The 13031-nt window shown below is 72.2% G+C and carries 9 protein-coding genes; 5 read left to right on the top strand and 4 right to left on the bottom strand.

Annotated features, from left to right (window positions below):
* Nucleotides 1–3: 3 nt before the first annotated feature.
* The 3 genes from ACYVC6_RS06545 to ispF are packed head-to-tail and all read right to left on the bottom strand — an operon-like array spanning nt 4 to nt 5211.
* Nucleotides 4–1842, bottom strand: coding sequence for a hypothetical protein (locus ACYVC6_RS06545; protein WP_460712169.1), 1839 nt, complete (start codon nt 1840–1842; stop codon nt 4–6).
* Complete coding sequence (locus ACYVC6_RS06550; RefSeq protein WP_460712171.1) at nt 1835–4735, bottom strand: outer membrane protein assembly factor BamB family protein; 2901 nt, start codon at nt 4733–4735, stop codon at nt 1835–1837. Before ACYVC6_RS06550 ends, ACYVC6_RS06545 begins: the two co-directional genes overlap by 8 nt.
* Nucleotides 4732–5211 carry a 2-C-methyl-D-erythritol 2,4-cyclodiphosphate synthase gene (gene ispF / locus ACYVC6_RS06555; protein WP_460712173.1) on the bottom strand — a complete coding sequence of 160 codons (480 nt, stop codon included), beginning with the start codon at nt 5209–5211 and terminating at the stop codon, nt 4732–4734. Before ispF ends, ACYVC6_RS06550 begins: the two co-directional genes overlap by 4 nt.
* Before the next feature lie 59 nt (nt 5212–5270).
* Between ispF and ACYVC6_RS06560 the strand changes: the two genes are divergently transcribed.
* Together ACYVC6_RS06560 and ACYVC6_RS06565 are read left to right on the top strand one after the other, a co-directional pair.
* Nucleotides 5271–6815: a molybdopterin-dependent oxidoreductase gene (locus tag ACYVC6_RS06560; RefSeq protein ID WP_460712175.1), complete on the top strand. Its 1545-nt coding sequence runs from the start codon at nt 5271–5273 to the stop codon at nt 6813–6815.
* Nucleotides 6816–6832: 17 nt separating this feature from the next.
* The gene (locus ACYVC6_RS06565) at nt 6833–7615 is read left to right on the top strand and encodes an SDR family NAD(P)-dependent oxidoreductase (protein WP_460712177.1); all 783 of its coding nucleotides are present in this window, start codon (nt 6833–6835) and stop codon (nt 7613–7615) included.
* A 78-nt stretch (nt 7616–7693) separates the two neighbouring features.
* On the opposite strand, the gene ACYVC6_RS06570 is transcribed toward ACYVC6_RS06565, so the two are convergent.
* Nucleotides 7694–8920, bottom strand: coding sequence for a peptidase C39 family protein (locus tag ACYVC6_RS06570; protein WP_460712179.1), 1227 nt, complete (start codon nt 8918–8920; stop codon nt 7694–7696).
* Between the two features lie 79 nt (nt 8921–8999).
* Here ACYVC6_RS06570 and cysS point away from each other — a divergent pair, with 79 nt between their 5' ends.
* The 3 genes from cysS (at nt 9000) to ACYVC6_RS06585 (ending at nt 13021) form a co-directional block, all read left to right on the top strand.
* Nucleotides 9000–10394 (top strand): cysteine--tRNA ligase, encoded by a 1395-nt coding sequence (cysS, locus tag ACYVC6_RS06575; RefSeq protein WP_460713315.1) that lies wholly within the window; start codon nt 9000–9002, stop codon nt 10392–10394.
* On the top strand, nt 10394–11353 hold the full coding sequence (gene rlmB / locus ACYVC6_RS06580; RefSeq protein WP_460712181.1) for a 23S rRNA (guanosine(2251)-2'-O)-methyltransferase RlmB: 960 nt from the start codon (nt 10394–10396) through the stop codon (nt 11351–11353). The genes cysS and rlmB overlap by 1 nt, the downstream gene beginning before the upstream one ends.
* Nucleotides 11354–11500: 147 nt before the next feature.
* Nucleotides 11501–13021 (top strand): ABC transporter substrate-binding protein, encoded by a 1521-nt coding sequence (locus ACYVC6_RS06585; RefSeq protein ID WP_460712183.1) that lies wholly within the window; start codon nt 11501–11503, stop codon nt 13019–13021.
* Nucleotides 13022–13031 lie beyond the last annotated feature (10 nt).

The raw sequence follows: 13031 nt of genomic DNA on the forward strand, positions 1-13031 counted from the left end.
CGGTCAGACGTCCCGGGCACCCGCCGGGGCCAGCTGCCGCGGCACCACGCGGCGGATCAGCAGCCAGATCGCCAGCGGGAGGCCGAGGAAGTAGAACGCCGAGGTCGCGAACAGCGGCGACTGCGGGTCGTGGATGACCTCGTGCCAGTTGAGGATCGTCACGGACAGGAGCAGGTAGCCCACGAACATGAGGGTGCGCGACTCGCGAGGCAGCCGCTTGCTCGACTCGGTCGTGAAGCCGGACCCGCTGAGCAGTGTGTAGAGGACGCCGAAGACGACCACGACGACACCGGGCAGGCCGAGCAGCCCGCCGAGGAACGACAGGTAGTCGCCACGGCTGATCACCAGCCAGGAGAAGACCACCACCGCCAGGAGCAGCGAGACCTCGCCGGTGTCGACCCGGCGCCAGCGGACCAGCAGCCAGCCCAGCGCCACGAGGGTGACGCCGACGTCGATGGTCGGGTAGGAGAAGCCCCAGCTCAGCTCGGTCGCGGCATCGATCCAGGCGGGGAGGTTCCAGGCGCCGAGGATCAGCAGCCCCGAGCCCAGCTCGCGCGAACGCTGCGGACCCAGCCGCGCCGACCCGGTGCGGAGCAGCCAGATCCCGAAACCCAGGCACAGGACCGACGCGACGATCGGGATGGCGTCGGAGAGGGTGTCGACCGGGTAGTCGTCGGAGTACTCGACCGCCCAGGCGTCCTCGGTGACCGTGAAGATCAGCTGCCCCAGGCCCACCACCACCAGGGCGCCGAGGACGGCCGCGGAAAGCACGAAGGAACCGGTCATCGTGAGCCGCTCCTTGACCTCGTCGACGTGGGTGTCCGTGCCGGCGGGGGTGGACCGCAGGACGTACGCCGAGACGCCGGCCATCAGGCCCAACACCAGGAGCGTCCTCACCACGGCGACCGGCTGGTGGGCCAGCACCGTCGACCAGTAGTCGAAGTGCCGGACGACCGCGAACCAGAGCTTGACCAGGATCACCGCGAGCAGGGCCGCCTTGAGCCACCTCAGCAGCCGGGCCTGGGCGGACCGCACCGGTTCGGCCAGGCTGGTGGAGACATCGGTCGCGAAGTCCACGATCGCCACCGCGGTGATGAAGACCAGCGGGATGAGCAGGCCGTCGATGCCGGTGAAGGCGCTGTGGATCAGGGACTGCACGTTGCCGCGGAAACCCGCGTCGCTGAACGCGGTCTCCATGCCGAGGTGTGCGACGGCCATCGCCGCGAACCCCAGCAGGCTGAGGGCGCGCAGCACCGCCGTCGTCCAGCCCAGCCGGGCCCTGATCCTGGCCGGGAGCAGCGACAGCGCCGCAGACAGGACCAGCGCGCCGCACGGCGTCCAGAAGCCGATCCGGAGCATCAGGTCGCCCTGGGTGAGCCACCAGCTGTCGGAGACCTCGACCACCGCGGGGACTCCGAGGATCGACACCGTGCCGAGGTAGAGCCCGGCCACCGTCACCCGCACCCCTGGCGACGCGTCGAGGGCGCCCCAGACGATCAGCGCCAGCGCCAGGAAGAGCGCGACCAAGGTGACCGGGACAAGGCCGTCTGGGACGAAGAGCGGGTCCGCGAGGATGGTCAGGGGCAGCAGGTCCCCGCGCCGCCACAGGTCGCCGAAGAGCAAGGACCCCAGCAGCAGCACCATGGCCACCAACCCGGAGCGGGCGAGCAGCCGCTCGGGACCGGAGAGGCCGTCGAGGCGCAGCCGGCCGGTGCGCACCGGGTCCCTGAACGTGGTCACCCAGAGCGGGCCGAGCGTGGTGCGCGCCCCGCGCGCAAGCCCACGGGCCATCCGCCGGCGGCGGATGGAGGGGTCGTGAGTCGCCGTCTCGACCTCAGTCACGGGACACCTCGAGCACGGCCACGTTGATGCCGAACTCCGCCGTGGTGGGCACCAGCAGCTCACCGTCAGGTCCCGCGCCCACGATCGGCAGCACGGTGTCGTTCGCGGACGGCGGCTCGTAGGAGCCGAGGAACCGGCCGGTCGCAAGGTCGAGAGTGACGACCCGGACGTCGCGCTGGAGCAGATCCTCGCCGCGCCCCCGCTCGGCAAGATGTACGACGTTGTCGGACGCGACTGGTGTCCCGGCCGCCGCCGACGCCATCCGGTAGGTCCACAGGACCTCGCCGGTCTCGGCGTCCAGCGCTGTCACGAGTGACTGGCCGTCCACCGCGACCACGACACGCGAGTCCACCGCGGTGCCGATCGCGAACGCCCCGGACGCCAGCTGGTGTCGCCACAGGACCTCGCCGGTCCTCAGGTCGGCCGCGACGACGTCGGTGCGCTCGAGGTTCGGTGACGTGGCGTCGAATCCGGTCAGCTGCGCGTAGACAGCGTCCTGGTCGGCGGCGATCGGCACGTAGCCGACCGAGTCGGCCAGGTCGCCGCCGAGCTGCCAGACCACGTCGCCGGTGCGGCCGTCGTAGCGGGTCAGGGTGCTGCCGGCGTACGCCACGTCGCCGCCGGCGAGGGGCAGGGGCACCGAGGTGCCCGCGGTGCCCACGACCGGCGCGGCCCAGCGCCTCTTGCCGGTCTCGAGGTCGACCGCGACCAGGCCGACCTCGCGGATCGGGACGAACGCGACGCCGTCGGCGACCGCGGGGAAGGTGCCGAAGAACGCCTCGGTGGCCGCGACCTTCCACAGTCGCTCTCCGGTTGCGCCGCGGACCCCCCAGACCTCGTCACCCTTCGGCACCACGACGACGCCGTCCCCTGCCGCCAGGCCCACCGTGGTGCCGAGCCCTTCCTGCAGCAGCGTGGCCGCACCGAGACCGGTGCTGCGGTGGAGGGTGCTGTCGTAGTCGAGCCCGTAGACCGCCTCCCCGTCCAGGACCGGGGCGGCGGTGAGCCCCTGCGGGAAGACGTAGGGCTCGACGGTGTAGGCCACCCCACGGGGCCGATCGTCTTCACGGCGGATCGGGTAGGCATAGCTGGTGTAGGCGAAGTCGGGTGCCTCGGCCAAGGCGGTGACGACGACGTCGCCGCCCACCAGGCCGATCGGGGTGTCGACGGTCAGGCGCGCGTCGGGGGTCGGCGCGGGGAGATCCCAGGTCTCCCGCACCGTCCCGTCGTCGAGGCCGAGCACGGTGACGCGACCTCTCTTGCCGACGACCATCACCTCGTCGCCGACGACGGCCGGAGCGACCTCCATGTCGGAGAGCCGCCGGGACCACACCAGCTCGCCGTCGTCCATGTCGAACGCCTCGACCCTGGCAGCGACGGTGACCGTGACGACCAGGTCCTCTGCGACGGCGACCGGCTCGGAGGGGAACGAGCGACCGCGGGCCTGCCATGTCAGGTCGCCATCGTCCAGGTCGTAGGCGACCAGTACGCCGTCGCCGTCGACCGCGAGGACCTCGTCGTCGCCGAGAGCGGGACCGAAGTCCAACCCGTTGGACAGCCCGGCGGTCCAGAGCTGCTCGCCGTCGTCGAGGTCCAGGGCGGTCAGCGTGCCCGACCGGTCGCCGACCACCAGCACGTCGTCCTCGACGGCGGGTGCACTGCGGATCAGGCCCCCGACCTCGGCGCTCCACTGCTCCTCGCCGTCGTCCGGCGACAGGGCGATGACCGACCCGTCCTCTACCGCCACCACGACCAGGTTCCCGGTGGCCACCGGCGTGGCGCTGACGACGTCGTCGAAGCGGTGCACCCACTGTGCCGAGCCATCGGCCAGCGACAGCGCCCAGAGGTTCTTGGACGCGTCCGCGACCAGGACCTGGTCGTCGTTGATGGTCGGGGTGGCCACGATCGGCGGGGTCAGCGACACCTGCCACCGGAGCTCGCCGTTGGCCGCGTCGCGGGCGGACACCAGGCCGTCCTGCTCGCCCAGCACGACGGTCCGGCCGTCGGAGACCGGCGACATCCCCGAGAACTCGTCGCGGGACTCGGTCCAGGCCAGCTCGCGCCCGAGCTCTCCGTCGGGGACGGCGTGGCTGCGACGCAGGTCGAAGCCCGCCGTGGAGGGGGCGTCCTCGGCGTCCGCGGCCGGAGCGGCCGGGGTGGCGGGGTCGATCTCGTCGGGCACCGGGCCCAGCACGATCTTCTGCTCCGGCCCCTGGAAGCTGACCAGCTCCTCGGTGATGTCGACGCCGTCCCGCTCGACGACGTCCCGGCTCTTCACGATGCCGATGTCGGGGCAGGTCCACTCGACGAGGACCTCTGTCTCACCCTTGTCGCTGTCCGTGAGGTCGATGGTGCTCGTGGTCTCGGCACACCCGGAGAAGGTGCGGCCGCCCACCTCGACGTCTCCGACGTCGGTCACCTCGGCCTCGTAGGCGTAGGGCACCGTGCCCACCATGCCGTCGTAGGACCACGTCGTGCCCAGGGTGGGTGGGGTCTTGGCCGCGGTGGCCGCCGGGGTGACGTCGATCTTCTCGCCGCCCAGGATCAGGCCGTGCTGGAGCAGCTCGTCGCCGTCGACGGAGAGGTAGATCTCGACCGCCTGCCGCCCGCGACCGGGATAGGCGTCGTGCACGCTCGACACCCGGGTCATCTCGGTCAGGCCGCGGTCGGTGATCAGCTGGGCCGGCCCCAGCACCTGGCGTACATGGCGTCCGGACGGCTCGCCGTGGTCGAGGACGCGGTAGACCCAGGTGGTGCCGGGGTCGAGCGGCGACACCTGGTCCATCGCCGCGTCGGGGTCGTCGGTCCGGGTCACGCTGATCGAGGCGGCCAGGGTGACCGGGACCAGCACGACAGCGGGCACCCAGGCGGCGACGCTGCGCAGGCGGCTCATCCGGCCCGGCCCAGGAGCAGGGCGGTTGCCAGTGCGGCCACGCCCTCGCCCCTGCCGGTCAGGCCGAGTCCGTCGGTGGTCGTGGCGGACACCGTGACCGGTGCGTCTGCTGCGGCGGTCAACGCCGCCTGCGCCTCGGCGCGCCGGGGCCCGAGCCGGGGCCGGTTGCCGATGACCTGGACGGCGGCGTTGCCGATCTCGAAGCCCGCGGCCCTCACCAGGCGGGCGGTCTCCCCGAGCAGCGCCACGCCGGACGCTCCGGCCCAGGCGGGGTCCGCGGTGCCGAACTGCTCGCCGAGGTCGCCCAGCCCGGCCGCGGACAGCAGCGCGTCGCAGATCGCGTGCGCTGCGACGTCGCCGTCGGAGTGTCCCTCCAGGCCGTGCGTCTCGTCGGGCCACGACAGGCCGGCGAGACGCATGGGCACGCCCTCGGTCAGCCGGTGGACGTCAGAACCCACCCCCACCCTGATGTCCACCGACGCATCATGCCTCCTCGACACGGGGAACGGCGGCAACTCTGCGCGACAATCGTGCTGTGACGACGTTCCGCGGTGCCTGGTCGGTCGCCGGCCTGACCGCGGGCGCGGCCGGACTGGCCACCAGCTACTTCGCGGCCATGGCGCTGACCATCCGCGAGTCGCCGGTGGTGGCCGTGGCCGAGCTCGTCATCAAGCTCACCCCCGGACCGGTCGCCGAATACCTCATCTCGCTGGTCGGCAAGCTCGACAAGCCGCTGCTGCTCCTCGGCATCTTCGCCTTCCTGGCGGCGGTGTTCGCCTGGGCCGGCCGCCTCGCCCGGCGCAGCTGGTGGGCGCCCGCTGCCGTCTACGCCGCGCTGGCCGCGGTGGGCGCGGTCGCGGTCTCGACCCAGCGCGGCGCGGCGGTCATCGACGTCCTGCCGGTCGCCATCGGCTTCGTGACCTGGCTGGTGACCCTGTCGCTGCTGACGGACCCGCTGCGGGCCGCCGAAGAGGCGGCGGGCCAGGGAGTGGAAGCGGGCCCGGTTGGCGAGACCGCCCACACCCGGCGGGCCTTCGGGGTCCGGGTCGGGGTGCTGGTCGCCGCCGCTGGCGTGCTGGGCGTCGCGGGCCGGGTCGTCGGTCGCGGGCGCCGTCACGTCGAGGAGGTCCGCGGGCTGCTCCGCCTCCCTCAGGTCACCCGCCCCGAGGTCCCGGACGGCGCCAGCCTGGGGGTGGATGGCATCACCGAGTGGATGACCCCGAGCGACAGCTTCTACCGGATCCACACCGCGATCGTCGTACCCGCCATCGAGCCGACCGACTGGTCGCTCCGGATCCACGGGATGGTCGAGCGGGAGATCACGCTGACCTACAGCGACCTCCTCCAACGGCAGTTCACCGAGGCGTGGGTGACGCTGAGCTGCGTCAGCAACGAGGTCGGCGGCGACCTGATCGGCAACGCGTGGTGGAGCGGGGTCCGGCTGGCACCGATCCTCGAGGAGGCCGGGATCCTGCCCGGTGCCGATGCGGTGCTGCAGACCTCGGACGACGGATGGACCTGCGGCACGCCGCTGGCCGCGCTCACCGACGATCGCGACGCGATGCTGGCCCTGGCGATGAACGGCCGGCCGCTGCCGATCGACCACGGGTTCCCGGTGCGCACCCTGGTGCCCGGTCTCTTCGGCTACGTGTCGGCGACGAAGTGGCTCCGGGAGATGGAGGTCTCCACGTTCGCCGAGATCACGGCCTACTGGACCGAGCGCGGCTGGGCCGAGCGCGGACCGGTGAAGATGTCGTCCCGCGTCGACGTGCCGCGCTCGGGCGAGGAGGTGCCGGCGGGCGAGGTCGTCTTCGGCGGCGTCGCCTGGTCGCAGCACACCGGCATCGCGGAGGTCGAGTTCTCACTGGACGGCGGCGCCTGGCGGGCCGCGGATCTCGCCACGGTCCCCAACGACGACACCTGGGTGCAGTGGTGGGGGGTCGTGGACGTCGAGCCGGGGGACCACTTGGTCCGGGTCCGGGCGGTGGACCGCGACGGCAAGGTCCAGACCAGCGTCGAGCAGGGCGTGCTGCCGGACGGCGCCACTGGCCTGCACGTGCGTGACTTCTCCGCCGCGTAGTCGGACATAGTGGGCGCATGGCGCAGCACGGCAAGGACTTCGCAGGCCGGGTCGGCGGGGCATTGGTCGTCGGCGGCAGCGGCGGCATCGGCCTGGCGATCGCCCGGATGCTCGCGAGCAGGGGCTGCGACGTCGCCCTGACCTACCGCTCCCGCCCGGAAGCCGCCGAAGCGGTCGTCGACTCGGTCCGCGGGTGGGGCGTGCGGGGAGCGGCGTACCAGCTCGACGTCACCGACCCGGCCCGGGCGTCCGAGGTGGTCGCCGAGGTCGCGACGGCGTACGACGGTCTGCACACGCTGGTGCACGCCGCCGGCCCGCACGTCCCGATGGTCCACCTATCGGCCGTGCCGGCCGAGCAGATGGCCGAGCAGATGGCCTCGGACGCGAGCGGGTTCTTCAACCTCGCCCGCCCGGCGCTGCCCTACCTGCGTGAGGCCGAGGGCTCGATCGTCGCCGTGACCACAGCCGCGACCGCGCGCTACCCCGTGCGCGACGGACTCTCCTCGGCCCCCAAGGCCGCGGTCGAGGCGATGGTCCGGGCGCTGGCCGCCGAGGAGGGCCGCTTCGGGGTGCGTGTCAACTGTGTCGGCCCCGGCATGCTCACCGACGGCATGGCGGCCCGGCTCATCTCCTCCGGCGAGCTGAGCGACGACGCCCTGGCCATCACCCGGGGCAACATCCCGCTGCGCCGGTTCGGCACCGCCACCGACGTCGCCGAGGCGGTCTGCTTCCTCGCCTCCGACCGGGCGGGTTTCATCTCCGGACAGAAGCTCGACGTCGATGGTGGCTACTCCGTCTGAACCCACGCGTGCGAGCGAAGCGAGCGTTGCGAGCGGAGCGAGCGCGCCCCGTGGGTGCCGGGCCGAAGCTCACGGGGGTTATGGAAGGGCGTGGGCCTCGTCGCGGATGACGTAGACGACGCCGCCGGAGCCGCCGAGCCACGCAGCCTCGAGCTCGGCGCGGTCATAGGTGCGGCGGACGCCGCTGCGGCTGCGCGAGGCGGGGTCGTTGACGACGACGTCGCCAGTGGCGGTGAAGCCGACGATGACGAGCAGGTGCCCCGCGCTCGACGAGATCGGGGCACCGGTCAGCTCTCCGCTCCCGAACGACAAGGACGCCACCAGCGGGATCCCAGCCGCGATGTACTTCTCGGCGGCGCGCAGGTCCGGCAGCCGGGTGACGAACGCGTCGCCGGCCAGCGAGGCCGCGAAGGCGGTGTTGAACACCCAGTTGCCGGTTCCCTCGTACGCCGCGTCGTAGGTCGCCCGAGCCGCCTGGTCGACCCACGGGTCGGTGTGGTCCGCGCCGACCCAGGCGTACGCCGAAGCGTCGGGCAGCCGGTCGTAGTAGCCGAGCACCATGGACGTGGAGGTGGGGGAGCACCAGGCCTCGCCGCCGCCGCCGTACTTCGGCGAGTGACCGACGTGGGCCATCTGCGAGTAGCGCGGCACCTCGAGCGTGATGCCCGCGGCCGGGCCCGGGGCGGACACCGACGGCAGGCCGGCAGGCAGCCGGGTCGCGACGGCGTGCAGGGCGTCCACGGCCGGTGACCGCGAGCTCGCCCCGCTGCGGCGCATCAGCCGGACCTGCACCTGGTAGGACGCCGCCCCACCGGGGTCCTTGACCTTCCAGGTGTCCACGGCGACGTCGGCCAGGTCATCGCCCTGGCCGGCCACCGACGTCCGGCGCACCCGGCGGTCACTCGCGGCCCAGCGCCCGAGGATGTCCCAGCTCGAGGTCTGCTCGCCGACCCGGCCGCGGACCCGCACCTCGACCCAGCTGTTGCGTGGCGTGACGGCCTGCCACGACCCGATCAGCTCGGTGACGCCGAACCCGGGCGAGGTCCAGGCCGAGGTCCACTGGCCCACGTCGTAGGTCGTGCCGCGGTAGCGGCGGGACAGCGCGGTCTTGGTGAGCACCAGCGAGCCCTTGCGCACCCGGACGCCCTGCTTGTTGCCCGTGCGCCAGTCCTGGCCGAGGTCCCACGACGAGTCGAAGATCAGCCGGACCGGGCCCTTCGCCGCCGCCGGGGCGTGCGCGGAGGACGTTACCGGCGCGACGGCCAGCGTCAGCGCAAGGACGAGGGCGGGCAGGAGCCGGGACACCACGCCACGCTAAGTCACACAGGTCCCACCTGTATCGCGAATCGGCGGCGAGTCGGTAGGTGGGCCACCTCTCCCTAGACTGAGGCCGGTGAGGCTCTACGACACCCAGACCCGCGAAGTCCGTGACTTCGTGCCGCTCCAAGCGGGCAAGGCCGGGCTCTACGTCTGCGGTCTCACGGTCCAGTCCGAGCCGCACGTCGGCCACGTCCGCTCGGCCGTCAACTTCGACGTCCTGCAGCGCTGGCTGCGGCATCGCGGCTTCGAGGTGACGTTCATCCGCAACGTCACCGACATCGACGACAAGATCCTCGTCAAGGCCGCTGAGCAGGGCCGCGCTTGGTACAACCTCGCCTATGCGATGAAGCGCGAGCTCGACCACGCCTACGACGCGCTCAACGTCGCGCCCCCGACGTACGAGCCGGCTGCGACCGGCCACGTGCCGGAGATGCTCGAGCTGATCGGACAGCTGATCGAGAAGGGTCACGCCTACCCCGCCGCCGACGGGTCCGGAGACGTCTACTTCGACGTGCGGTCGTGGCCGGCCTACGGCGAGCTCACCCACCAGGCCATCGACGACATGGAGGCCGCGGAGGACGCCGACCCGCGCGGGAAGCGCGACCCGCGCGACTTCGCGCTGTGGAAGGGCTGGAAGAAGGAGACCGAGCCGGAGACGGCCGCCTGGCCGAGCCCGTGGGGGCCGGGGCGCCCGGGCTGGCACATCGAGTGCTCCGCGATGGCCGGGAAGTACCTCGGCAAGGCCTTCGACATCCACGGCGGTGGCGTCGACCTGCGCTTCCCGCACCACGAGAACGAGCAGGCCCAGTCCCGCGCGGCCGGCCACCCGTTCGCGTCCTACTGGATGCACAACGCCTGGATCACCACCTCCGGCGAGAAGATGAGCAAGTCGCTGGGCAACAGCCTGCTGGTGCCCGAGGTGCTGAAGCGGGTCCGCGGCATCGAGCTGCGCTACTACATCGTCGCCGCCCACTACCGCAGTCACGTCGAGTTCAGCTTCGAGGCGCTCGACGAGGCGGCCCAGGGGTTTCGGCGCATCGAGAACTTCCTCGACCGGGCGGGCGCCGCGCAGGCCGGTGACCTCCCCGAGGCCTTCACGGCGGCGATGGACGACGACCTCGGTACGCCGGCGGCGGTCGCGGTCCTCTACGACACCGTGCGCGAGGGCAACCGGCTGCTGGCGGCCGGCGAGGGCGCGTCCGCGGCAGCTGGGCAGGTCCGCGCGATGCTCGACGTGCTCGGACTCGACCCGGACGACCCCGCCTGGCCGAGCTCGGGCGGTGGGGACGCGAAGCTGACGGCCGCCGTCGACGCGTTGGTCGCGGGACTGCTGGAGCAGCGCGCCGAGGCCCGCGCCGCCAAGGACTTCGCGGCTGCCGACGCGATCCGCGACCGGATCAAGGCCGCCGGCATCGAGGTCGAGGACACGCCCGACGGCCCGAAGTGGAGCATCGGCTGATGCCGGGCAACAGCCAGCGCAAGGGCTCGGTCCGCAAGTCGAGCAAGGGCAACCCCACCGCCGGGTCCGGCGGCCGGGTGCGCCGTGGACTCGAGGGCAGGGGTCCGACGCCGAAGGCCAAGGACCGGCCCTACCACCAGGCGCACAAGAAGGCCCAGCAGAAGTCCAAGAAGTCGGCACAGTCCTCGACCACCAAGCCGCGCCGCCGCACCGGCGGTGACGCGGAGTGGGTGGCCGGCCGCAACGCCGTCGTCGAGGCGCTCCGCGAGGGGGTGCCCGTCACGGGTCTCTACGTCGCGGAAGGGGCCGAGCGGGACGGCCGGCTCCGCGAGGCGTTCAGGCTCGCCGCCGAGGGCGGCATCAGCCTGCTCGAGGTCGGCCGCGGCGAGCTCGACCGGATGACGGGCGGCGCGGTCCACCAGGGGCTGGCCGCGCGCATCCCGGCGTACGAGTACGCCCACCCCGACGACCTGCTCGACCGGGCCCAGGAGATGGGCGAGGCCCCGCTCATCGTGGCCCTCGACCAGGTGACCGACCCGCGCAACCTCGGGGCGACGGTGCGCAGCGCGGCCGCCTTCGGTGCCCACGGCGTCGTGGTGGCCGAGCGCCGTGCGGCCGGGATGACAGCGGCCGCCTGGAAGACCAGCGCCGGGGCCGCGGCCCGGATTCCGGTCGCCCAGGCCGGCAACCTGGTTCGCGCGCTCAAGGACTACCAGGAGGCCGGCTGCATGGTCGTCGGTCTGGCGGCCGACGGCGACGTCGACCTCACCGCGTTCGAGCTCGCCGACGGCCCTCTCGTGCTGGTGGTCGGCTCCGAAGGAGCCGGGCTCTCCCGCCTGGTGGCCGAGACCTGCGACCAGTTGCTCTCGATCCCGATGGCCAACCAGGTCGAGTCCCTCAACGCCGGGGTGGCCGCGGGCGTGGCCCTCTACGCGGTCGCCCGCGCCAGGACGCCGTAAAGCGCTGTCCGGACCTACCCAGGAGTAGCTCTCACCATGCTGTAACCCCCGTCACCTTTGCTGCGGGCCGTCGTTGGACGGGGCGGAACTGGTACGCGTTCTAGTTCCGCTCGTCACGCACCAGACGGTTCACCAGTGGAGGGTCCCGTGCTTCGTGCCGGAAACCAGATCGACAAGAGGGTCGGCAAGCTCGCCGCGGCAGTCACCGCGGTGACGCTCGCCCTGACGCTGGCGGCCTGCGGGTCGAACATCGATCCGGAGGACGTCCAGGGTCTCGGCGGCGGTGGAGGCACCGTCCAGGGAGGGATCGTCAATCCCGACGGCACGGTCGCGGGCGGCGACACGACCGGCACCACGACGACCGGCGACACCACCGGCGGGGGTGACACGACCGGTGGGACGACGACGGGCGGCACGACCACGGGCGGCTCGGGCGGCGGGTCGGGCGGCGGCTCGGGCGGCGGGTCGGGCGGCGGGTCGGGCGGCGGCTCGGGCGGCGGTGACAACTCCGCCACCGGGGGTGGTGGTGCTGCGAGCTGCGACGGCTTCAAGAACGGTCCCGGGATCACCGACACCGAGATCGTTATCGGCAACGCCTCCGACATCTCCGGCCCGGTGCCCGGCCTGTTCGAGGCGTCGCAGGACGCGACCAAGGCCTACGTCGCCTACTTCAACTCCACCAGCGACATCTGCGGCCGCAAGCTCAAGCTGGTCACCTACGACAGCCGCACCGATGCCGCCGCGGACCAGCAGGCCTACACCAAGGCGTGCACCGAGGTCTTCGCGATGGTCGGGTCGATGTCGGCCTTCGACAGCGGCGGGTCCGGGACGGCCGAGAGCTGCGGCCTCCCCGACATCCGCTCGGCCGCGGTGACCAACGAGCGCAACGCCTGCGCGACCTGCTTCGGCGCCCAGTCGACCAACACCGGGCAGCACCAGAACATCGTGGCGGACTACATCCTCAAGAACTACGGCAGCGCCGGGCAGCACTCGGCGTTCTTCTACATCAACGCCGGCGCCGCGGCCCAGAACGCGCCGCTCCAGGCCAGCGCGATGACCAAGCGCGGCATGCACTTCGACATCGTCCAGGGCATCGACATCGCGGAGTTCAACTACGCCCCCTACGTGCAGCAGCTGAAGGACAAGAACGTCGAGGTCGTCTTCTGGACCGGCGCCTACCAGCAGTCGGTGCGGCTGCGGCAGGCGATGCAGCAGCAGGGCTACACCCCCAAGCTCTACATGCGCGACCCCACGGACTACCACCCCGACTTCGTCGAGTCCGGCGGCTCCGCGGTCGACGGGACGGTCGTGTTCACCAACTTCACCCCGTTCGAGGAGGCGAGCAAGAACAAGGAGACCGCGCTCTACATGAGCTGGCTCCAGCAGGTCCGGCCCGGTGCCGACCCCACGTTCTTCGGCGTCTTCTCCTGGTCCGCGGCCAGGCTCTTCGTCGAGAAGGCCATCGCCCTGGGCGGCGGCCTCAACCGCGCGGCGCTGATCAACGCGGTCAAGGCGACCGGCAAGTGGACCGCCAACGACCTGCACTCGCCGCAGAACGTGGGCACGAAGCAGACCGGCGACTGCTGGCGGTTCATCCAGCTCACCGGCGGCAAGTGGGTCCCCGTGGGTGGCACGAAGTACCAGTGCGCCGGCGTGACGGCGGGCTGAGGGGCCTGTC

This window comes from Nocardioides dilutus, from assembly GCF_054779555.1.